This is a genomic window from Nemorincola caseinilytica (assembly GCF_039540515.1).
GTDB classification, from domain to species: Bacteria; Bacteroidota; Bacteroidia; order Chitinophagales; family Chitinophagaceae; genus Nemorincola; species Nemorincola caseinilytica.
The window spans coordinates 170346-193098 of sequence record NZ_BAABFA010000001.1; the positions used below are offsets into that span (position 1 = coordinate 170346).

The 22753-nt window shown below is 51.5% G+C and carries 16 protein-coding genes; 8 read left to right on the plus strand and 8 right to left on the minus strand.

All coding sequences use genetic code 11. The features are described from left to right. Positions 1 to 29: 29 nt before the first annotated feature. The 7 genes from gldE to sucD form a co-directional block, all read right to left on the minus strand. Positions 30 to 1343 carry a gliding motility-associated protein GldE gene (gldE, locus tag ABD843_RS00825; protein WP_345077047.1) on the minus strand — a complete coding sequence of 438 codons (1314 nt, stop codon included), beginning with the start codon at positions 1341 to 1343 and terminating at the stop codon, positions 30 to 32. Positions 1344 to 1498: 155 nt separating this feature from the next. After that, the gene (locus tag ABD843_RS00830; protein WP_345077049.1) at positions 1499 to 1954 is read right to left on the minus strand and encodes a single-stranded DNA-binding protein; all 456 of its coding nucleotides are present in this window, start codon (positions 1952 to 1954) and stop codon (positions 1499 to 1501) included. Between the two features lie 49 nt (positions 1955 to 2003). Next, entirely contained in the window at positions 2004 to 3080 is a 1077-nt protein-coding gene (locus tag ABD843_RS00835) for an A/G-specific adenine glycosylase (RefSeq protein WP_345077052.1), read from the minus strand. Continuing rightward, complete coding sequence (locus ABD843_RS00840; RefSeq protein ID WP_345077055.1) at positions 3077 to 3874, minus strand: helical backbone metal receptor; 798 nt, start codon at positions 3872 to 3874, stop codon at positions 3077 to 3079. Before ABD843_RS00840 ends, ABD843_RS00835 begins: the two co-directional genes overlap by 4 nt. 18 nt (positions 3875 to 3892) lie before the next feature. Continuing rightward, entirely contained in the window at positions 3893 to 4597 is a 705-nt protein-coding gene (locus ABD843_RS00845; RefSeq protein WP_345077059.1) for an SDR family oxidoreductase, read from the minus strand. 111 nt (positions 4598 to 4708) lie between these two features. Then, a complete protein-coding gene (locus tag ABD843_RS00850; RefSeq protein ID WP_345077062.1) occupies positions 4709 to 6157 on the minus strand; it encodes a DUF6600 domain-containing protein in 1449 nt (482 codons plus the stop codon). Positions 6158 to 6451: 294 nt separating this feature from the next. Next, positions 6452 to 7330 (minus strand): succinate--CoA ligase subunit alpha, encoded by an 879-nt coding sequence (gene sucD, locus ABD843_RS00855; protein WP_345077064.1) that lies wholly within the window; start codon positions 7328 to 7330, stop codon positions 6452 to 6454. 231 nt (positions 7331 to 7561) lie between these two features. On the opposite strand from sucD, the gene ABD843_RS00860 reads away from it, so the two are divergent. The 8 genes from ABD843_RS00860 to ABD843_RS00895 all read left to right on the plus strand — a co-directional run bounded on the left by ABD843_RS00860 (position 7562) and on the right by ABD843_RS00895 (position 21882). Beyond that, entirely contained in the window at positions 7562 to 11173 is a 3612-nt protein-coding gene (locus tag ABD843_RS00860; RefSeq protein WP_345077067.1) for an Ig-like domain-containing protein, read from the plus strand. A 110-nt stretch (positions 11174 to 11283) separates the two neighbouring features. Continuing rightward, positions 11284 to 11850, plus strand: coding sequence for an elongation factor P (gene efp / locus ABD843_RS00865; RefSeq protein ID WP_345077070.1), 567 nt, complete (start codon positions 11284 to 11286; stop codon positions 11848 to 11850). Positions 11851 to 11946: 96 nt separating this feature from the next. After that, positions 11947 to 12438, plus strand: a complete 492-nt coding sequence (accB, locus tag ABD843_RS00870) for an acetyl-CoA carboxylase biotin carboxyl carrier protein (RefSeq protein WP_345077073.1) — start codon at positions 11947 to 11949, stop codon at positions 12436 to 12438. Positions 12439 to 12546: 108 nt separating this feature from the next. Continuing rightward, complete coding sequence (accC, locus tag ABD843_RS00875; protein ID WP_345077076.1) at positions 12547 to 13884, plus strand: acetyl-CoA carboxylase biotin carboxylase subunit; 1338 nt, start codon at positions 12547 to 12549, stop codon at positions 13882 to 13884. Positions 13885 to 13965: 81 nt separating this feature from the next. Further along, complete coding sequence (rfbB, locus tag ABD843_RS00880; protein ID WP_345077078.1) at positions 13966 to 15021, plus strand: dTDP-glucose 4,6-dehydratase; 1056 nt, start codon at positions 13966 to 13968, stop codon at positions 15019 to 15021. Beyond that, positions 15021 to 15887, plus strand: a complete 867-nt coding sequence (rfbA, locus tag ABD843_RS00885; RefSeq protein WP_345077081.1) for a glucose-1-phosphate thymidylyltransferase RfbA — start codon at positions 15021 to 15023, stop codon at positions 15885 to 15887. Before rfbB ends, rfbA begins: the two co-directional genes overlap by 1 nt. 339 nt (positions 15888 to 16226) lie before the next feature. Then, complete coding sequence (locus tag ABD843_RS00890) at positions 16227 to 19034, plus strand: response regulator (RefSeq protein ID WP_345077083.1); 2808 nt, start codon at positions 16227 to 16229, stop codon at positions 19032 to 19034. Between the two features lie 250 nt (positions 19035 to 19284). Continuing rightward, positions 19285 to 21882, plus strand: coding sequence for a T9SS type A sorting domain-containing protein (locus tag ABD843_RS00895; protein ID WP_345077086.1), 2598 nt, complete (start codon positions 19285 to 19287; stop codon positions 21880 to 21882). Between the two features lie 474 nt (positions 21883 to 22356). On the opposite strand, the gene ABD843_RS00900 is transcribed toward ABD843_RS00895, so the two are convergent. Continuing rightward, a partial coding sequence (locus ABD843_RS00900) for an START domain-containing protein (protein ID WP_345077089.1) occupies positions 22357 to 22753 on the minus strand: 397 nt, incomplete at its 5' end.

The following is a 22753-nucleotide window of genomic DNA, read 5'->3' on the forward strand; positions in this document are numbered from 1 at the left end:
AGGCAGGCGCATTGAGCGAGTGAGGGCCATTAGCTGGTCTCCTCATCGCCATCCTCCGCCTTCGGCGGAACTATGGTCAGTTTCACACGGGTGATGCGCATCTTCTCTACGGCCATCACTGTAAAATCGTATTGCTGGTAAGAGATGACCTCGTTCACAGACACGAACTTGCCGGCTATCTCCAGCACCAGCCCTGCCAGCGAATCACTCTCGCCCCTGGCCTTGTCAAATTCATCCGACGGCAGGCCTATCACCCTACATACATCGTTTATGAGGGTCTTGCCTTCGAATATGAAATTCCTGTCGTCGATCTTTTTATAATGCAGGTCGTCCTCGTCAAATTCGTCCTTTATGTCGCCTATTATCTCCTCCATTATATCCTCAAGGGTGATGATGCCCGATGTACCACCGAACTCATCTACCACTATTGCGAAATGCTGCCTTTTTTGCTGGAACTCTTTCAGCAGGTCCTCTATCAGCTTGCTTTCGTGTACAAAGAAGGCAGGGCGCATAAGGGTATGCCAGTCCAGCTCGTCATTGTCTATGTGCGGCAGCAGGTCTTTGGTATGTATCATACCTGCTATGGTGTCCAGGTTGTCTTTGTATACCGGCAGGCGCGAATAGCCTACCTCTATACAGTACTTGCGCACTTCAGGAAAGGACATGTCGTGGTCAAGGCCACTTACATCCAGCCGGGTGCGCATGGCCTGTCTCGCAGTGATGTTGCCGAACTTCAGAATGCCTTTGAATATGTTCACCTCCTCGCGCGTGGCAGTATGGCCTACGGTGAGCTCTATGGCATGCTCGAAATCCTCGCTTGATATGTTAGAGGCCTTAGTACCTATCTTGCCCTCTATGAAGCGGGTAGATGATACCAGTATCCTGCTTACCGGGCCGAACAGCCATGTAAGCCCCTGCAGGAAGGGCGCCGAGAAGAGCGCCATGCGCAGGTTGTTCTGCGTGGCATATACCTTGGGCAGCACCTCGCCAAAGAGCACCAGCAAAAAGGTGACACTTACCACCTGTATAAGGAAGGTAACGATACCCTCGGGATGGGCTTCAGGGAACATGGAATGGATCATGGAGTTCACCAGCATATCCGTAGTGATGACTATGGCTATGTTGATGAAGTTGTTGGCCACAAGTATGGTGGCCAGCAGTTTCTTGGGCTGCTCCAGCAGTTGCGAGGCCGTGCGTGCGCTGGCCTTCTCCTTGGTCTTAAGGAAATTGATGTCCTTTGCCGAAAGCGAGAAGTATGCGGTCTCTGCGCCTGCGGTAAGGGCCGTCATCATAAGCAATACCAGTACAACGAATATAAGGATGGTAGTGCCTGATGGCGACAATGAGGTCCCAGATATTTCGAGAAGAAACGGTATAAGGTTCGTGTCGCCTTCGCTGCTTTCCAAGTGTGAGAATGTTTGGTAACCCTCCAAAATTAAAAAAAGGAACGAAACCAATGAAAGTTTCTTTCCTTTTAATGCCTGAACATATCAGTTATTTAAAATGGCAGGTCGTCTTTGGTAATGGTAGGCGCCTGTGTTGTACCATCGTAGGTGATATCGGGGAAAGTATTATTGGTCTCGGTAGCTTGGTGGTCGCCGTTCATGTGCTCGTTCTGCTCCTTGCGCTTATCCAGCATCACCAGGTTGTCGCCTATTATCTCTGTGCTGAAGCGTTTGTTCTTATCCTTGTCCTCCCAGGTGCGGGTGCGTATGCGGCCTTCAAGGTATATAAGACTTCCTTTATGCAAGTATCGCTGCGCCAGGTCGGCCAGGCCGCGCCATAGTACTATCGTATGCCACTCTGTCTGCGATACAAGATTACCGTTCTTATCCTTATATGTTTCGGTGGTGGCCAGCGGGAATTTTGCTACCGCTATATTGCCTTCCAGAAGCTGAAGATCCGGATCACGGCCCAGATTTCCTATCAATACGACCCTGTTTACGCCTCTCATAAATGGTGATATTTAGCTAATGTGAGATCCGATCTATACGCGATCGATACTAAAAGTATAAATTATTTCTTAAAAAAGAAACAAGGATCTTAGGAAAGGCTAACTTTTTTAATTCGCTAATGCTCAGCCACATACCGGCCGTTCCATTTGGCATAGGCATATCTGTAAGGTGCATGATATAGAACCTGCAATGTATTAGCTGGTGGGTAAGACGCTGCTTTGCCATGCCTGCATCGGTCAGTTCGTGCGGCCTTATGCTTTTGTTATCGAAAAGTACATCTTGCCGAAGTACCGATACATCCACAGCCTTTTCTGTCTCTGCCAGGTAGGGCTGGTGCAGGCTTTCCCATATGTCGCCTGCCCCCCGTTTCTCGATCCATACCTTACCATCATGCAGCAGGAAGATATAATTGAAAAAGCGCTCCTTTACCACTATTTTCTTGCTGCGTACGGGCAGCAGGGCAGTCATATCTTTTGCCGCTGCAAAGCATTTGCTATGCAAGGGGCAATCTGCGCAGCGGGGTGCGGCCGGGGTGCATATGGTAGCGCCGAGGTCCATGATGGCCTGGTTGTGGGCCGCACTATCGGTCTCATCCAGCAACAATTGCGCGGCAGTGGCGAACTGGTGCTTGCCCGCAGTGGTATCGAACGGCGTATCTATACCCAGGAAGCGCGACAGCACACGGTATACATTGCCATCTACCACGGCATGCGGCAGCCCATATGCGAAAGACGATATGGCTGCGGCCGTATAGGGCCCCACACCCTTCAGCGCCAGGATGCCCTCATGTGTGCGTGGAAAATGCCCGCCCAGCTCTGTGGCTATATAGCGGGCCGTGGCCAGCATATTCTTGCAGCGGTTGTAGTATCCCAGGCCCTGCCACAGCCGAAAGACATCCTCATCGGCAGCGGCGGCCAGGGCCTGTACCGTGGGGTATGTACCGGTAAAGCTCTCGTAATATGGCAAGCCCTGCAGGGCGCGTGTCTGCTGTAGTATTATCTCTGACAGCCATATGCGATAAGGGTCTTTTTCGCCCTTCCAGGGTAGCTGGCGGCTGTTGTGGCCGGTATGCCAGCTGTGCAGCCGTGTACGGAAGAATTTGATGATGCCGGGAGCAATGGTCATAGGTCTATATGTGTGTTCTGTACCAGGTCTTGCAGATAGTGCGTTGCCAGCCTCATGCGGCTCCCATACCAGCTGAACATCTCCCCATCTACCAGCATCACCCGGGCATGGGGCAGCGCAGCCTGTATCTCTGCTATGTGTTTTTCTTTGAAAGGGTATGGCTCTGATGACAATAGCACAAGCTGCACATCTTTTTCCAAAAGTTCTGCAGGCGCTACGGTCGGGTATCGCCTTAGGCCGGCGGTCACGTTCACCCAGCCCATGCGGCCTATCATATCGCTGATGAAGGTATCGCCACCGGCGCACATCCATGGGTCGCGCCATATGTAGTAGGCCACACGCAGTGGCCGGCTTGCAGCATGTAACTGCAAGAAACCTTGCTCTATATCGTTCATTATGGTAGTGGCCTCGGCATCGCGCCCGGCCAGCTCACCTACCCTTCTTATCATCTCCATGCCCTCGCTTACGGTCTGTATGTTGCTTACCCATACAGGGTATTCTTTCGCCAGTTGTTCTACCTGTTCCTGTGTGTTCTCTTCCTTATTGGCAATGATGAGGTCGGGCTGCAGGGCGCGTACTATATCGTAGTGAACGGTCTTGGTACCTCCCACCCTTTTCTTCGTTCGGAACCATTGCTGCGGATGCACGCAGAATTTGGTGATGCCCACCACCTCGGCCCCCAGCCCCAGGTCGTACAGCAGCTCGGTCTGCGAGGGTACCAGCGATACTATCCTTTGCGGATATCCATCCACCACTACCGTATTCCCCATCATATCCGTAAAGGTCTTTTTCATCGGGTACAACAGGCTTTTTTAAAGGTCGCCTTTTACGGGGCGCATCACTATGGTTTCTGCCACCGCCTGCGGCGACAGCCTGCTTGCGGCCCATATCATCTCGGCTATATCGCCAGCCTCCATTATGCGTTCGGGCGCGGTATCGCTCCCCTCCCACGATGGCGACCATGTAGAGCCCGGGCATATGGCGGTTACCTTTATGCCATGCGATCTCAGCTCTTCGCGCAGGTTGTCGGTAAGACCCAGCAATGCATACTTCGATATGCTGTACGCCCCAATACCTGCATAGGCCTTCAAGCTGGCTATAGAACACATGTTGAAGATATGGCCACTGCCCTGCTGCTTCATTTGCGGCAATAGCTTGCGCGAGAGGCGGTAGGCGGCATACAGGTTCACCTGCAGCATCTTGTCCAGCATATCTTCGGGCTCTTCGGCCAGCAGGCCGGTAGCAAAGGTACCGGCATTGTTCACCAGTATATCTATTTGCGGGAACGAGCCCAACACTAAAGCTGCCAGCTCCTCCACACCCTTCTCAGTGCCCAGGTCGGCATTCGTCCAAATGATATCGGCATCGGTATAGGTATTGCGCCATTCTTCTACCACGGTACGCAACTTGTTGCGGTCCCTGGCACATACGGCTATGGGACACCCCTGCGCCAGCAATTTCTCAGCTATGGCCTTGCCTATTCCCTGCGATGCGCCTGTTATCACTGCATATTGCATGTGCTGCTGTTCGTTCGTTTTAGAATGCTGAAAATTACGAACGGGTACCCAAATGTCAATAAAAATGCCCCGTGTACCGGGGCATTTTTATTATCGTCATTCTTTATCGTTCTACCTGCGGCCACCGCGACCACCCTGCTGTGGCTGGTCTTGCCGGGGCTGCTGTGGTTGCTGAGGCTGTTGCGGCTGCTGGAACCTGCCGGAACGGTCGCTGTTCTGCGGTTGCTGCGGCTGGCGGGCAGGCTGCTGTGGTGGTTGTGGCTGACGCGCCGGTTGCTGCGGCGGTGCATCCTGCCTGCGGTCCATACGGCTGTCGTAGCGGCTGGGCTGCATCTGCCTGTTATTATCGGGCTGCCTGCTGGGCTGCTGTGGTTGCTGGTCGGGCTGCCTGTTGAACCTTCCCGGCTGGGGCCTGTCGTTACCACGGTCATCAGACCTGGTGGGCTGCGATGGCTGTGTGCGAGGATCGGGCTGCCTGTTGTTGCGATCATCATTCCTGCCTGGTTGCTGCCTGTCGCTGCCACGGTCATCGAACCTGTTGGGCTGTGATGGCTGTGTACGGGGATCGGGTTGCCTGCTGTTGCGGTCATCGTTCCTGCCGGGCTGCTGCCTGTTGTCCGGGCGGTCGTCATAGCGGCTGCTACGGTCGTTGCCCCTGTTTTGCTGCTGTATACCGCCACGGCCTTCCTGCTGTTGTATACGCTGTGCTTCCTGCCTGAAGGCCGGCTGCCTGCCACTGCCCATCTGCTGTACTGCCTGTCCCCTGCCTACCGGCTGTGGGGCCTGCATCACCCGCTGTGGGCGAGCATCGTTCACTGTGGCCCTGTTCACCGTAGGGCGATACATGCTCACTGTGTTCCTGCCTACACTTGGGGCGCCGGGCCTGTTCAACTGCGATACGCGGTATACCTGTACGGGCCTTCTTGTCACGTTCTGTATCACCTCGGCACGGGGGCCATAGTTATAGCGCACACGGGTGCTGTTATCTATATAATAGTTGTTGATGATAGTGGTCTGGCGGATGTAGGTAGTGTTGTACGAAGGGCCGTTCCAGTACCTGATACAGTTGGGCTGGTACATATACTGCGGACCTACGAATACCCACCAGCTATCGGGGGCATAGTAGTTAACGCCTACACTGACACCGGGGCCAAGAGGCGCCCAACCGGCATAGCCGCCACCGAAACGCCAGCTTACCCATGCAGGGGCCCATTCATAGCCGGGTACCCATATCCAGCCGTAGTAGGGGTTGTACGTCCAGCGGCCGTAATGGTACACGGCCCAGCCCCAGGGGTCGTCAGATACCCAGGTGTTACCATATTCGGTCATTACCCAGTGGCCGCGGCTACCATAGGGGCGGAAATCGCCGTCCTCGTTAGGTACCCATACGTTACCATACTCGGGATCGTATACCCACTGCCCGTAAGGGGCCAGGTTGTCGTAGAACATCTGGTAAGATACCATTACGTCCTGCGCTTTTGCCTTCTGCGAAGTGCCGGTCACAAGCATTATACCTGCTATCAATATCATGACCAATGACCGGGTGATGTGCTTTCTCATTTTTGTTGTTTTACCGGCCGGTACATCCGGCCATGTTAGTTCTTATTCAATATACATTCCAAAGATCGCCAAAACAATGTTAATCCATTAGCGTATCGCCTATACTGATCCAATGACCACAGGAACGGCTACACGATGGCGATATTCAGGATATAGAGAAATGACCCGCCGGAGGATAGGATGAGGGTCGATAAGGCATGGGGTAAAGAACGATCCCCGGTACAAAAATACCGGGGATCTGTAAGAATATCATGCTTTTTCTATGAAGAACATGAAAATATCGATACTGGCAGCTTATGCAGTAACAGAAAGCGCCTCTGCCATGGTCTTGCCTATGTTGGCAGGGCTGTCCACTACATGTATGCCACACTCGCGCATTATCTTCATTTTGGCGGCAGCAGTATCATCGGCACCACCTATTATAGCGCCCGCATGGCCCATACGGCGGCCTGCAGGGGCCGTCTGGCCGGCTATGAAACCTACCACAGGCTTGCGCATGTTGTTCTTCAGCCACTGTGCGGCCTCGGCCTCCATGTTGCCACCTATCTCGCCTATCATTATTATACCGTCGGTCTCGGGGTCGTTCATCAGCAGTTCCACAGCCTCGCGGGTGGTAGTGCCTATGATGGGGTCGCCACCTATACCTATAGCGGTAGATATGCCCATACCTGCCTTCACGGTCTGGTCGGCAGCCTCATATGTAAGCGTACCCGATTTGGACACGATACCTATGCGGCCCGACTTGAACACGAAACCGGGCATGATGCCTACCTTAGCCTCGCCCGCAGTGATAACGCCGGGGCAGTTAGGGCCTATGAGCCTGCATTCGCGGCCTTTTATGTATTCGCGGGCCTTTACCATGTCCTGTACAGGTATACCTTCTGTAATGCAGATGATCACCTTGATGCCTGCGTCAGCAGCTTCCATTATAGCATCGGCAGCAAAGGCCGGTGGTACGAAGATGATGGAAACATTGGCGCCTGCCTTGTCTACCGCATCTTTTACGGTATTGAACACAGGCCTGTCCAGGTGCATGCTGCCGCCCTTACCGGGGGTAACACCGCCTACTACGTTGGTTCCGTATTCTATCATCTGGCCGGCATGGAAAGTACCTTCCGTACCTGTGAAGCCCTGTACTATGACCTTTGAGTCCTTGTTTACTAAAACTGCCATTAGGTTGTTTTTAAGAAGTCGCAAATTTAAGCGAAAATATGGTTTATTGTATATCGGCAAAAAAAGTTACATATCGCGGGTCTTTGTATTGAAGATCAGTGCCCGATCGCATATGGGCAGGTAATAATTATTTAAAGAGTATAATATCGCGTTCAAGGTAGTAACTTTGCACTCCCCTTTGCGTTACGTTGATGCGAATCACTATGAGATCACTGCACACACCACTTACATATGAGAACCATTTTTACGCGGACCTTCTTTGCATGTCTGCTATTTTTTGCGCTTTTAAGCGATACGAACACATCTGAAGCACAATGCCTTTCATGGGGTACAGAGGGCATACAGGGCATGTCATCGGGCGGGGCGCTCTACACATCGGTGGCCACCGATGCCGCCGGCACACCATATATAGTATATATGGACGAGGACCAGGGCTATAAGGCAACGGTAAAGAAATTTTCGGGAGGTACATGGGTCACGGTAGGTATAGCAGGTTTCTCTGCAGGCCGTGCCGAACATACGTCCATAGCCATCAGCAGCGCGGGCATACCCTATGTGGCCTACATGGACCAGAACGTGAGCTATAAGGCCACGGTAATGAGGTTCGACGGATCGGCATGGGTGAACGTAGGTACACCCGGCCTCTCTGCCGGACAGGCAGAGTATACCTGTATAGCCATAGATGCATCGGGTACACCATATGTGGTCTATTCCGACTGGGGCAATGCCAAAAAAGCCACGGTGATGCGCTTCAGCGGATCGGCATGGGTGAATGTGGGTGCCACAGGTTTCTCGGCCGGGCAGGCCTCCTATACCAAGCTGGTAATGAACAGCACCGGCATGCCCTATGTGGTATATAAGGATGCAGGCAATAGTGGCAAGGCCACGGTGATGCGCTATACCGGCACACTATGGAGCACCGTGGGCACGGCCGGCTTTTCGGCAGGACAGGCAGAGTATACGGCCCTTGCCTTTGCCAACGACACACCCTTTGTGGCTTATTCCGACTGGTCGATGAGCCGTATGGTAACGGCCATGAAATACAATGGTACTACATGGGTGGCAGCAGGTACACCCGGCCTGTCGCCCGACCGTGCCGACAATATAGCCATGGCCACAGATACGGCAGGCAAGCCCCACATATTGTATGCCGACTGGTACAATGGCGATGAGGCCACCGTACTGAGATACAATGGCAGTAGCTGGGCTACGGTAGGCGCCGCTATATTCTCTACAGGCGCTACATCGGGCAATGCCATAGCCATATCGCGGGGCAACACCATATATGTAGGCTATACCGATGGCGATGTGGGCGGCAAGGCCACGGTAATAAAGTATGACGAAGTGATGAACCCCATCACCGGCTCGCTCAATGTATGTTCCGGCTATACATCTGCCCTTGGCAATGCCGATGGCGGCGGCACCTGGAGCAGCAGCAATACAGGCATAGCCATGGTAGGCGCTGCCAGCGGTGTGGTAACGGGCGTAAGCAGCGGCACGGCCATTATTTCCTACACCACCACAGGCGGCTGTGGCGCGCTCACCACTACTGTAGTGGTAACGGTGAGCGCAGCAGGCACGCCCATCACAGGTACGCTCATAGCCTGTACAGGCTATACCACTACCCTCTCTAACGCCACGGCAGGCGGCACCTGGAGCAGCAGCAGTGCTACCATAGGCACCATAGGGTCGTCATCGGGTATAGTTACGGGCATCACACCCGGCACCACTACCATTAGCTACATAGCCCCGGGCGGCTGCAACTTTGCGGCAGTGGTCACGGTCTCTACCACACCGGCCTTCATTACCGGTCCGTTGTCGGTATGTGCGGGTACTACTTCTACCCTGTCCTGTGTGACACCGGGCGGCACCTGGAGCAGCAGCAATACCGCCATAGGCACCATAGGCTCATCATCGGGCACGGTGATGGTGGGTACGGTAGGTACCACCTCCATTTCTTACACCATGCCGGGTGGCTGTGCCCGTAACGTGGTAATGACAGTAAATACCAATCCCCCGGCCATAACCGGGGTGATGCAGGCCTGTGTGTCGAGCAATACCACATTGAGCGACCCCATGACCGGCGGCATATGGAGCAGCAGCAATACAGCCATAGCCACCGTCATATCGTCTACCGGCATGGTGGTGGGTGTAACGCCCGGCACCGTCACTATATCGTATTATGCCATAGGCTGCTATGCCACTGCCGTGGTCACCATCAATGCCATACCCTCGCCCATATCGGGGCCGTCGGCGGTATGTGCAGGTAGCACAGGTATACTCTCCAGTATCCCATCCGGCGGCAGCTGGAGCAGCAGCAACACCTCACTGGCCACCATAGATGCCTCTGGCGTAATAACCGGCATAGCTGTGGGGAATCCCATCATTACCTATGGTTTCCCTACGGGCTGTTTCAGGACATTGCTCTATAATGTGAGTGCGGCGCCCGCTCCCATAGCAGGCCTCACTACGGTGTGCGAGGGAGCATCGGTACCCCTCAGCAGCGCTCCCGCCGGTGGCACATGGGTCAGCAGCACCAGCAATGCCAGCATAGGCACCTCATCGGGCGTGGTCACAGGTGTTACCGTAGGTACATCCACCATTACCTATTCGGTAGGTGCAGGCTGCCGTACCACCACTACCATTACAGTTGCGCCATCGCCGGGTGTCATCACCGGGCCGGGTGTAGCATGCGTGGGGTCTACCATTGCACTTGCCAGCTCGGCAGGCGGCTCATGGACCAGCGCCAACCCCGGTATAGCCACAGTAGGCTCTGCCAGCGGCGTGGTAATGGGTGTAATGCCAGGTGCGGCCACTATTACCTATTCCATACCCTCGGGCTGCTATAGGGTGGCTATCGTTACCGTCATCGTCACACCGGCGGCGGCAGTGATATCAGGCCCTACAGCGGTATGTGCAGGTGATGCCATCACGCTCTCGGCCAGTATGACCGGCGGTATATGGAGCAGCGTTACCGGCCGGGCATCGGTGTCGGCCGGTACAGGTATGGTGGCGGGTATGGCAGGCGGACCGGATACTATCTTTTACAGTACGCTATCGGCTTGCGGGGTCATCACGGCCTCGTATCCCGTTACCGTGAATGCCATACCATCGCCGGGCACCATAATAGGCGAAACAGATGTATGCAGGGGCAATACCATTACCCTCTCGTCTACCATAGCGGGCGGCACCTGGCGCAGCGGTAATGTAGTAGTGGCCACCATTTCCCCGGCAGGGGTACTCACGGGTATAGTTGCAGGTACGGTCACGGTCATGTACAGGGTATCTAACCTGTGCGGGGCCGATACGGCCTTCTCTGTGATAGAGGTACACGAACACCCCGATGCAGGCGCCATAACCGGGCTGGATACCGTATGCCAGGGCGATACCATACGCCTGGCCAATACTGCCACAAGCGGCCTGTGGAGCAGCGCCGGGTCCGAGACCGCTACCATAGATGCGGACGGACTGGTGACAGGTGTACTGCCGGGCATAGTGACGATCCGCTATATAACAACTAACCTGTGCGGGGCCGATACTGCTACGAAAAAGGTATATGTACAGTTCGGTACTATATGTGGTACGGCTGTGGCACCCACAGCATCAGTGACACACATTAGCATATTTCCCAATCCCAGCAGTGGTGCATTGACCGTAGAGACCCCGGCACCGGGCACGCTGCTGGTATACACCATAGACGGGAAGGAAGTAAGCAGGCATACCATTCGCAGGCCTTCTACGTCCGTTACCCTGCCGGGCGACCTGACCGCAGGTCTTTATATGTGCCGTTTTGCCGGCGAGGATGGCAGCAGCACAGTGGTAAGGCTGGTATACCAGCCATGATGAATTGAGAAAAGACGTCCATATTATCTTGCGCAGAGGGCTTTTATCATTTCGCTTTTTGCGGCACGATCATTACTTTTGCGATCAATAAATATAAAAACAACATTTTCATGGCTACAACAGCAGATATGCGCAATGGGTTGATCATTAAACTTGATGGCAACCTTTATTCAGTAGTGGAATTCGGACAGAACAAAACGGCACGCGCTGCCGCAAAAGTGTGGGCGAAGCTGAAAGGCGTGGATAACAACCGTTCTATAGAGCATACCTGGAACTCGGGCGATAACATATTCCCTGTTCGCGTAGAGCGCCGCAACTACCAGTTCCTTTACAGGGACGAAGCAGGCTTCAACCTGATGGACAACAACACCTTCGAGCAGATAGTGATAGGTGAGAACATGATAGACCGCCCCGAACTGTTCAAAGACGGCCAGGAATGCTTCGTGATAGTGAACACAGAGACCGAGCAGCCTATGAGCGTAGAGCTGCCGCCCCATGTGAACCTGCGCATCACCTACTCAGAGCCCGGCGTAAAAGGCGATACCGCTACCCGCGCCCTGAAAGCTGCTACCGTAGAGACAGGCGCCACAGTGATGGTACCCCTCTTCGTAGATACCGACGAGCTGATAAAAATAGACACCAAGACCGGCAACTATGTTGAAAGGGTGAAAGAATAATATTTCGATGCGTTTTTGCGCAAAGAGATATTTTTCCACCATTCATACCCTCGCAGAACCATTATTTCATTACTTTCGACTTAAACTTACCCACTCATGGAGTATAAACAGATACAAGAACTGATAAAGACCATAAACAAGTCGAACATCAGTGAGCTCAGTATAGAAGAAGGCGATTTCAAGATCACCATCAAGCAAGATATGTCCGGCCAGCAGCCTGCATTCGTTATGGCGCCTGCCGTTGCAGCACCTGCACCTATGCCGGTTGCAGCACCTGCGCCTTCACCCGCTGCTGCCGCAGCGCCTGCACCTGCGGCCAAGCCTGCAGCACCTGCAGAGAACGCCAACCAGGTGACCATAAAGTCGCCTATGATAGGTACGTTCTACCGCAGCCCATCGCCCGACAAGCCCGTATTCGTGAACGTAGGCGACGAGGTGAAGAAAGGACAGAAACTGTGCATCATAGAGGCCATGAAGCTGTTCAACGACATAGAAAGCGATATGAACTGCCGTATCATAAAGGTACTGGCCGACGATTCTACCCCTGTAGAGTACGACCAGCCGCTTTTCCTTGTAGAACCTATTTAAATACCGCACTGTGCAGCCGCACAGACACAATAATAAAGTGGCCTTGAACAAAGGCCATTTTTAGTAATAAGGGTTATTTTATTTATATTACATAAAATATCAGATAACGTGTTCAAAAAGATATTGATAGCTAACCGCGGTGAGATAGCATTGCGCATCATTCGTACCTGTCGCGAAATGGGAATACGCACCGTAGCAGTATACTCTACCGCCGACAAGGAAAGCCTGCATGTGCGTTTTGCCGATGAGGCCGTATGTATAGGTAAGCCACAGAGTTCGGACTCTTACCTGAACATGCAGCACATAATGGCCGCTGCCGAGATAACCAATGCCGATGCCATACATCCCGGTTACGGCTTCCTGGCAGAGAATGCAGCATTTGCAGAGATATGTGCGCAGTACAAGATAAAGTTCATAGGCCCCACCCCTGCCATGATAAATGCCATGGGCGACAAGATAACCGCCAAAGAGACCATGATACGCGCAGGCGTGCCTGTGATACCGGGCTCTGACGGCCTGCTGCAGAGTGTGGAAGAGGCCAAGAAACTGGCAAAGGACATGGGTTATCCCGTGATCATAAAAGCTACCGCCGGCGGCGGTGGCAAGGGTATGCGCGTGATATGGGAAGAGAGCGAGCTGGACAATGCCTACACATCGGCCAAGATGGAGGCCAAAGCATCGTTCAAGAACGATGGCATATACATGGAGAAATTCGTGGAAGAACCACGCCATATAGAGATACAGGTGGCCGGCGACCAGTTCGGCACCGTTTGCCATCTCAGCGAGCGCGACTGCTCTATACAGCGCCGCCACCAGAAGCTGGTGGAAGAGTCGCCATCGCCCTTTATGACGCCCGAGCTGAGGCAGCGCATGGGCGAGGCGGCCATCAAGGCTGCGGCGGCCATCAACTACGAAAGCGTGGGTACCATAGAATTCCTGGTAGATAAGCACCGCAACTTCTACTTCATGGAAATGAACACCCGTATACAGGTAGAGCATGGTGTGACAGAGGAAGTGATAAGCTACGACCTGATAAAGGAACAGATAAAGATAGCAGCAGGCGTACCCATAAGCGGTAAGAACTACGAGCCTAAGATACACGCCATAGAGTGCCGTATAAATGCCGAGGACCCGTACAATGACTTCCGCCCATGCCCGGGCAAGATAACCGTACTGCATACGCCCGGCGGCCATGGTGTGCGTGTAGACTCGCATATATATGCCGGGTATACCATACCCCCCTACTACGATTCTATGATAGCCAAAGTGATAGCCGTGGCCCAGACGCGTGAGGAGGCAATAAACACTATGGAGCGTGCACTGAGCGAGTATGTGATAGAGGGCGTGAAAACGACCATACCCTTCCACCTGCAGCTGATGAAGAACGAAGATTTCCGCAAGGGCAACTTCACTACCAAATTCATAGAGACCTTCAAGCTGGTGTGATCTACCCGGCCGATATTTTAATTAAGTTATTTCTAACAGCAGACAAAGAGATAAGCGATACAATATCTCTACTTTCGCATCATGAACAAAACATTGCTGATAACGGGTGGCGCAGGTTTCATAGGCTCGCATGTGGTGCGCCTATTCGTCACCAAATACCCCGAATACAAGATAGTGAACCTGGATGCCCTCACCTATGCAGGCAACCTCGAGAACCTGAAAGACATACAGGATGCCCCGAACTACATATTTGAGAAAGCCGACATCACCGATGCGGCACATATCAACCGCCTGTTCGAACAGTACAAGTTCGATGGGGTGATACACCTGGCCGCCGAAAGCCATGTGGACCGCTCTATACTGGACCCTAATGCTTTTATACAGACGAATGTGATGGGCACGGCCAACCTGCTGAACGCGGCCCGCACCCTGTGGAAGGACAATATGGATGGCAAACGCTTCTACCATGTGTCTACCGATGAGGTATACGGCTCACTGGGCGAAGAAGGTTTCTTCCTGGAGACCACTCCATACGATCCCCAGTCGCCCTACTCTGCCTCTAAAGCAGCTTCTGATCACCTGGTACGCGCATATGGTAATACCTACCACATGCCCTTCGTTATCACCAACTGTTCCAATAACTATGGCCCCAACCACTTCCCCGAGAAGCTGGTTCCGCTCTTCATCAACAATATCCGCAACAACAAGCCACTGCCTGTATATGGCGATGGCAAGTACACCCGCGACTGGCTGTATGTGATAGACCACGCCCGTGCTATAGACATGGTGTTCCATGGCGGCCGCAATGGCGAGACCTACAACATAGGTGGCTTCAACGAGTGGCAGAACATAGAATTGGTAAAGCTGCTGTGCAAGGAAATGGACAGCAGGCTGGGCCGCCAGCCGGGCGAATCGGAGAAACTGATAGCCTACATAAAAGACCGCCCCGGCCACGACCGCCGCTACGCTATAGATGCCTCAAAGATCAATAAGGAGCTGGGCTGGTACCCATCGGTGACCTTTGAAGAAGGCCTGAGCAAGACCATTGACTGGTACATGGAGAACCAGGAGTGGCTGGATCATGTAACATCGGGCAACTACAAGAACTATTACGAAACTCAATACACACACAGATAATGAAAGGCATTATCCTCGCCGGCGGTTCCGGCACACGGCTTTACCCCCTTACTATAGCTGTTAGCAAGCAGCTGATGCCCGTGTATGACAAGCCAATGATATACTATCCATTGTCTACACTGATGCTGGCCGGTATCAACGAGATACTTATCATCACCACCCCCGAAGACCAGCCTGCTTTCAAAAAGCTGCTGGGTGATGGCAGCCAGATAGGTTGCCGGTTCGAGTATGTGATACAGCCCAAACCCGAAGGTCTTGCACAGGCATTCATACTCGGTGCCGATTTCATAGGCAACGACCCTGTGGCACTGGTGCTGGGCGATAATATATTCTACGGCTCGGGTATGGGCACCCTGCTGCGCAATAAGGTGAACCCCGATGGCGCAGTGGTATTTGCCTACCAGGTACACGATCCTGAGCGTTATGGCGTGGTGGAGTTCGACAAGAGCTTCCGTGTACTGAGCATAGAAGAAAAGCCCCTAAAGCCGAGATCGAACTATGCCGTACCCGGCCTTTATTTCTACGACAATGATGTAGTGGCCATATCCAAGGCCATAAAGCCATCGCCCCGCGGCGAGCTGGAGATAACCGATGTGAACAAGGTATACCTGGAAAAAGGCAAGCTGGAAGTAGGCGTGCTGGACCGTGGTACTGCCTGGCTGGATACCGGCACCTTCGACTCGCTCATAGAGGCAGGCGAATTCATAGAAGTGATAGAAAAGCGCCAGGGCCTGAAGATAGGCTGCATAGAAGAGATAGCCTACCGCAACGGGTGGATAAATGATGAGCAGATGGAAAAGCTGGCTACCCTCTATATGAAGAGCGGATACGGCATGTACCTGAAGAAGCTCATAGGTACGTTATAGGCCAAGTAGTATTTCCCCACATATCTTTAGCCCGGTCATGTAGTCTAATGACCGGGCTGTCTTTTGTAATACATTGATCATATCAGATACCGGTCATGCTATCGTCTACCCCGCTACAGTTGACCGCTTTCTCGGTAACTGTTTCTCCTATGCAAACAGAAACACATAATATCGTTCGGATCTGTGTTATCTTCAAGCATGTTCATATCTAATTGAATGGTTAAAAGCAACTAAATGAAAAGTATAGGACCGTTGCTCCTCATGTTGGTCACAACTACAATGTATGCCAATAAAGCGGACAGCCTGAAAAAGGTGTTATCAGGCATTGACAACAAACAAATGCATGCACACATTGTACTTGGTATAGGAGATGCCTACGATGATGAGAAAAAACATGATACGGCTGTATTCTATTATAATAAGGCAGTGGCCGAATTCAGTGTGCTGAAACTTGATACCCTTGTGATGCAGACGCTGTTCAGCGAAGCACAGTCACTAAAAAAAGCGGGGAGACATACCGAAGCACAAGAGCGCTATGAACAAGCCATAGCGATAGCAAAGCGGTCAGGCCGTGTTCAAGATCAGATACGTTACCTCTATAAGTCTGCCGGGCTGTATGAAACACAGGGATATTACCACTTATCGGCAGACAGGTATAAAGAAACCATAGCTCTTGCGGATCTGAACGGTATGAAAAGCGACGAGGCGAATATATACAACCGCCTCGCCTGGGTATATAACATGCTGGGTGAACATGAACGTGCTATCACCAGCATAACAGAAAGTACACGCATATACGATTCGCTGAACGATGTATCGGGTGTTTTGGGAGCGTATAACTCGCTTTCTGTGATTTATAGTAAACAAAAACGTTACAATGAGGCACTACACTACGCAATGTTGACCGATTCGCTTACAAAGGTCGCCAAACTCACGACCATGAACGCTTTGGCCAACATGGCGATCATATACAAGAATATGGGTGAGTACGAAAAGTCGGCAAGTATAAGCCGGAAGATACTTGAAAGTGACCTTGAAGATAAATTTACTGTAATGTGCGTTCACTCGAATCTTATAGCTCCTTTGGCAGCCCTTGGCGACCATAAAGGAGCGAAAGAACACTTCAGAAAGTGCGAAGAAATGAACCGGAGGTTGTTCCAGGACGTTTTCGTGCATATAGAGAACAACAAGGAAATGGCAAAGGCAGAGATGATAGCGGGGCGTATGGATTCTGCCCTGCGTTTTGCGCATACCTATGCCGCGCTGTGCAAGGAACACAATATGCTGAACGATGAGTACAAAGACTGCTATACGCTGCTGGCAGATATTTATAAAAAGAAAGGAGACATAGACAATGCACTCCGCTATATGAAAGAATTTGTTGACCTGCAGGATACTCTCTTTCGTAAAAGCAGGAACAATGAGCTTGCCGAAGCCGAGATCAGGCTAAAACTGGTCGATAAGAACCGAACATTAGATGTACTGGTAAAAGAGAATGAACTGCATAAGGTAAAAGGTGAACGACTGGCCATTTTAATGGGGCTTGGCGGACTGGTAGTGATAATTGGAGCAGGTAGCTACAGACGCACATTGCGCAAGAACGCGCAGCTGAAAAAGCAGAAACAAATAATAGACGATCAGCTTTCGCAATTGGCCATAGCATCGGAGATGAGATCGAAATTCTATGCAAATATGTCGCATGAGCTGCGCACGCCTGTGACGCTACTGTCGGGCATGCTGGAGCTGATGAAGAACGAGGGGGATAGCAGGCGACCCGAAAAACTGGATATAGCCTACAATAACAGTCGTAAACTGCAATACATGATAGAGGAGATACTGGACCTCTCCCGGCTGGAAAAAAGCGAAACAAAGCTGAACATGCGGTCTGTTGTGGTCGCTCCATTACTAAGGCGTATCGTATTTACGTTCGAGTCTTTCATTCAGAAAAAAGGACTGGAGCTGGCATATGCCGACGACAGCATCACAGGTCTGCATATACAGGTAGATGAGAACAAATTCGAGAAGATCATCAACAACCTTATTTTCAATGCCATAAAATTCAATAAAGAAAAAGGCAGCATTGCTGTAAAGGCATACCGGGCAGGCAATGCCCTGTACATAGAGGTAAGGGATACAGGTGTGGGCATTTCAGAAAAAGACGTGCCATATATATTCGAAAGGTTCTATCAAAGCTCATCGGGAAAGAATGCTGAAGGTGTTGGCATAGGACTTTCACTGGTAAAAGAATTTACGGAGCTGCTCGGCGGCACGGTAAATGTCACCAGTACCCCGGAACATGGTAGTGTGTTCTCTTTGAGCTTCCCGCTGGCCGAGCCTGTGATATCGCAGCATGTAACAGAGGACCCGCATGGCGATATGCCGCAATGGCAGTTGCCTGTAGATGGCTGCAGTGTGCTTATAGTAGAGGACAACGCAGAAATGAGGTACTATCTGAAAGAGATACTGGGTAGCAAAGTAACTATAGCCGAGGCGAACAATGGTGTAGAAGCATTGCACTGGCTGGAAAACAATACACCCGACCTTATCATTTCCGATATTATGATGCCGCAGATGGATGGAGAGGAATTCGTGGCCATGCTGAAGAGGACAGATACATTAAGAAAAATACCCGTTATTATGCTTACCGCCCTTGCGGCAAGCGAGCGCCAACTGGCCCTTTTACGGCTGGGTGTGGATGATTATATAGTAAAACCTTTTAATGCCGAAGAGTTGCAGGCAAGGGTCTATAACCTACTGAACAACTATGCGGCACGCAAGGAATTTATATTGCAGTCGGCCGAGCCGGACGATATACAGGCAGAAAGCCCGGAGGCCGACGAGTTTCGCCGGAAAGTGACGGAATTCGTATTGAGCCGGTTAAAGCGCTCGGATGTTTCGGTATACGACCTTGCCTATGAGCTGGCTATGAGCGAACGCCACCTGCACCGCACTGCCAGGTCGCTTACCGGGTATTCTCCCTCGCAGCTCATAAAAGAGGTAAAACTGCAAAAGGCTTATGAACTATTACAGAGTGGAGAAATAAACAAGATCGATGACGTGGCCCGTAGAGTAGGCTTTGAAAAGGCCAGCTATTTCTCTCAGCAGTTCTTTGATCGGTTCGGGAAACGGCCTTCCGCATTCTTGTGATATACTGATTCATTTACATGCGAATGCCCTCTCGTAAGTCCCTTTTTATGTTCAAAATGTGGGCGAAGTAATGTTTCGACGACCAAAATTTGGTCATTTTTTTAAGTGAATTGCGTTTTTTGTACTTTTTAATTGGCTGTTATCTAATTAACTGCATCTGCATGTCCGATTTGTGGCTGTTCTTGTCGGGTTTGGGGCAACGTGGCAGGGTATCATTGCAGCATCACTTCAAAAAACGAACAGATCAGTTATGAAACACATCAATGAGCATTCAAAACCGCTGCGTAGCAGTTGGCGGTTATTGTCAGTATTACTGCTACTGCAATTCTGTATAAGCAGCGCCCGTGCGCAAGATACCTGCAACAAATGGGATGCACTGGGTGGCGTAGGTTTTTCTGACGGCACGGTTTCGGGGGCCTCATTATACATAAGCCACCAGGGCGAGCCCTATGTGGCTTATAGAGATGCCGCAAATGGCAACAAGGCTACCGTGACCCATTTTGCTGCCAATAGCTGGAAAGATCTGGGGTATAGCGGCCTTGACCCCGATGTGGTAGATAACCCCAGGATAGCCCCCCATGGCTCGATAGTGTATATGGTATACCGCAGGAGTATTGATAATTTACCCAGGGTGGCCATGACCACCGGCTCTGTATGGACCATGCTGAACAACACAGGCATCTCTACCGGGGCCGTGGCCGATCACCAGATCGCGCTTACCAGTACGGGCACCCCCTATATAGCATATGAGGACGTAGCGAACAGCAACAAGATAACAGTAAAAAAATATAATGGGTCGGGCTGGACCACAGTGGGTACAACGGGGTTCTCCAGCGGCGCTATAAAGACCCTGGACCTCTTCATAGATGCCAGCGACTCTGTATGGGTGTCTTATATAGACATACCGGCAGGTAATATCACCGTTGTAAAAAAATACCGTGGTACCAGCTGGGTGCAGATAGGTAATACCAGTACGGCATCATCGCCCTGGACCGGACTACCGCAAAAAAGTACTTCGTTAGCTGTGCACAACGGCATTCCATATATAAGTATGGCGCCCGACCCCACTTCCAACCCGACCTATGGAGGTGCTGTACTCAAGTATACTGGCGCCGCATGGTCAATTGTCGGCTATTTTGCCATCAACTTGTCGGTGGCCCAGCATAAAATAGCGATAAACGGTTCCGGAATACCTTATGTAGCCTATTCGGACGAGGATGATAAACATCTGACAGTATCGCGCTACAACGCTACTACCGGCGATCTTGATGTGATAGGCGGAGCGAACCTGTCCAACGGTGCTACCGGTGCCATCGATCTTGCCATCAATGGCAGCGGAGTTCCTTATGTGGCTTACAAGGATGTCCCTAATAGCAACAAAATGACAGCAAGAGTACTCACTACTACGACAGTGGCTGCCATAACCGGTTCCGATATGCTTTGCGTAGACAATACTATAATGCTGAGCGATGCCACATCGGGAGGCTCATGGAGCAGCTCTGACCCTGCTATCGCCAGTGTAGATATGTATGGGCTTGTTACCGGTGTGTCGGATCACTACTTGCCTGTGACCATATCTTATACTAAAAACAGTTGTGCGGTCACACATGACGTGTTAGTGGGCCCCAAGGTGATCATCACAGGCGATAAGCGTATATGTGTTGGCTCTGAAGGCACACTATCTTGCGACTACTCCGGCACCTGGACCACTGCCAGCAGCAAGATAAGCATGCCGACCACTACAGGGTATACGGCCGCAGTAGCAGGTGTCTCTACCGGTACAGCACGCATCACTTTTACCTCCGACTGGGGAGGTTGCGTTGTACGGCCTGTTATCACGGTGTCGGCCGTGCCAGGAGAAATAACCGGCATAAAGCCTTTGTGTGCCGGAGGCTCGTCCATAACACTGGCCAATAGCGTTCCCGGGGGTATATGGCGCGTTGATACAAGCTCTGGCATAGATGCTTCTATCAGCGGCAGTGGAGTGCTCACACCCGGCACAGTAACAGGGTTGGTCAACATATTCTATAGCACGGGCGACCCGGGCATTTGTGCCGCCTATGCCTATACCTACGTCAATACTCCACCCGGCCCCATCACCGGCAATGCACCGATATGCCCGGGCTCTTTAATAGCGATCAGTGTAGCCAATACTAATGACGAGGGAGGTACATGGAGCAGCAGCAATACGGCAAAAGCAACAGTTACATCTCCATATTACCCGTGGGAAGCACACCTAGTGGGCATATCGAGCGGCACTGCTGTTATCACTTACAAGAATGGGGAAGGGGCCGTGTGCAGATCTACTGTAGTAGCTACCGTGTATCCGGTGCCTGTTATCTCCGGGCCGGCATCGTTCCCGTCATCGGGCACGGCAACGCTCACATGCAACATACCGGGTGGCACATGGTCGAGCGATGCTTCCTGGCGCATCTCTATCAATAGTACTACGGGTGTTATGTCGTGGGGAGGCGTTTCGTACGGTAGCGCTAGTATCCAGTACACAACGCCTACAGGGTGTTATGCATCCAAGACAGTAACTGTTATTGCATTGCGCAATGGTGAAAATAGCCTGGAAGAGCGCCCCACGGATGGCATACAGCTTTACCCCAACCCCAACAATGGCGCATTTACCCTTTCCGGCACATTGCCCGGCACCGGCAATGGGGCCGTAAGCGTGACGGTGACCGATATACTGGGCCGCACAGTGTATACCGATGAGCTATATGCCGTAGCCGACAGGATAAACAAAGAGCTTAAGGTCATGAATACCCCTTGTGCCGGAATGTATCTGCTTACATTGTCTTCGGACAATGAAAAGAAGGTCATTCGATTTACGATAGAATAGACCTATCGACCATGTTAATGGTGAGCAAGGACCGCGAAGTGCGATCTCTTGCTCACCATTTTTACCTTATTGAAAGGTGCGAGAGAAGCGTGGTATAGACGGTTGTCCATATGGCTTGTTTTGGAACGTCAACAGGCGCCCACACCTTATAACTATGCATATACGATCAAGAGACGGTTAGACCGTATTCTCGGGTATTTTGAATTCAACTTGGATGATCCCGTTGATCCTACAGCCCTGTTGAGGAGGTAAACCCATTATATCGTCCTGAAGCAAGTTACTGTAGCGATTTATAACAGCATTCACACATACGAAAAAAGCGCCCGAATAGGACGCTTTTGTGTTTGGTAGCGGAGAGAAGGGGACAACTTTCGAACTTTTTCTTGGTAAGGATTTGGCCGCGGTAATTCAATTTAATGTGTAGAGCATTTCTTGTTGCGAGTTCTCATAATTAATAAGGAACATCAAAGTATTTTAGTCACCCTTATTTTCAAGTTGCTTTCGCAGGTTTGTGAAAGTTTCGTACGGACCCTTTGTTAAAAACATATTTGTTACCCATGCTGGCACTGTTCCTCCGGGGTCTGCCTGTGCACTGTATTCTATTTTCATTGTACCGGAGAGGATTGTTGATACTCTCCATGTTACTTCTGATGCAGGCACGCGTACAACTCCACTTTTTAAGGGAACCATATTTTCGATACTATGAGCGGTCATGATCAAAGTGCCGGCGACAGTATCTAACACCAATTTCATTTGCATCACTACGTCTCTATTGCTTAGCGGCCAGGGCATTTTCTTTTCCGTATAATATATCAACTCGTAATTGTTCAGACGTTTTACTATACTTGCCGAACTTGTGCTATATACCCAG

What these genes read in the sequence shown, in the direction of transcription:
- ABD843_RS00895 (WP_345077086.1), top strand. Translation starts at nt 19,285, where the DNA reads ATGAAACACATCAATGAGCATTCAAAACCGCTGCGTAGCAGTTGGCGG.
- accB (WP_345077073.1), top strand. Translation starts at nt 11,947, where the DNA reads ATGGAGTATAAACAGATACAAGAACTGATAAAGACCATAAACAAGTCG.
- ABD843_RS00845 (WP_345077059.1), bottom strand. Translation starts at nt 4,597, where the DNA reads ATGCAATATGCAGTGATAACAGGCGCATCGCAGGGAATAGGCAAGGCC.
- ABD843_RS00835 (WP_345077052.1), bottom strand. Translation starts at nt 3,080, where the DNA reads ATGACCATTGCTCCCGGCATCATCAAATTCTTCCGTACACGGCTGCAC.
- ABD843_RS00840 (WP_345077055.1), bottom strand. Translation starts at nt 3,874, where the DNA reads ATGAAAAAGACCTTTACGGATATGATGGGGAATACGGTAGTGGTGGAT.
- ABD843_RS00890 (WP_345077083.1), top strand. Translation starts at nt 16,227, where the DNA reads ATGCATGCACACATTGTACTTGGTATAGGAGATGCCTACGATGATGAG.
- efp (WP_345077070.1), top strand. Translation starts at nt 11,284, where the DNA reads ATGGCTACAACAGCAGATATGCGCAATGGGTTGATCATTAAACTTGAT.
- ABD843_RS00860 (WP_345077067.1), top strand. Translation starts at nt 7,562, where the DNA reads ATGAGAACCATTTTTACGCGGACCTTCTTTGCATGTCTGCTATTTTTT.
- sucD (WP_345077064.1), bottom strand. Translation starts at nt 7,330, where the DNA reads ATGGCAGTTTTAGTAAACAAGGACTCAAAGGTCATAGTACAGGGCTTC.
- rfbB (WP_345077078.1), top strand. Translation starts at nt 13,966, where the DNA reads ATGAACAAAACATTGCTGATAACGGGTGGCGCAGGTTTCATAGGCTCG.
- ABD843_RS00830 (WP_345077049.1), bottom strand. Translation starts at nt 1,954, where the DNA reads ATGAGAGGCGTAAACAGGGTCGTATTGATAGGAAATCTGGGCCGTGAT.
- ABD843_RS00850 (WP_345077062.1), bottom strand. Translation starts at nt 6,157, where the DNA reads ATGAGAAAGCACATCACCCGGTCATTGGTCATGATATTGATAGCAGGT.
- rfbA (WP_345077081.1), top strand. Translation starts at nt 15,021, where the DNA reads ATGAAAGGCATTATCCTCGCCGGCGGTTCCGGCACACGGCTTTACCCC.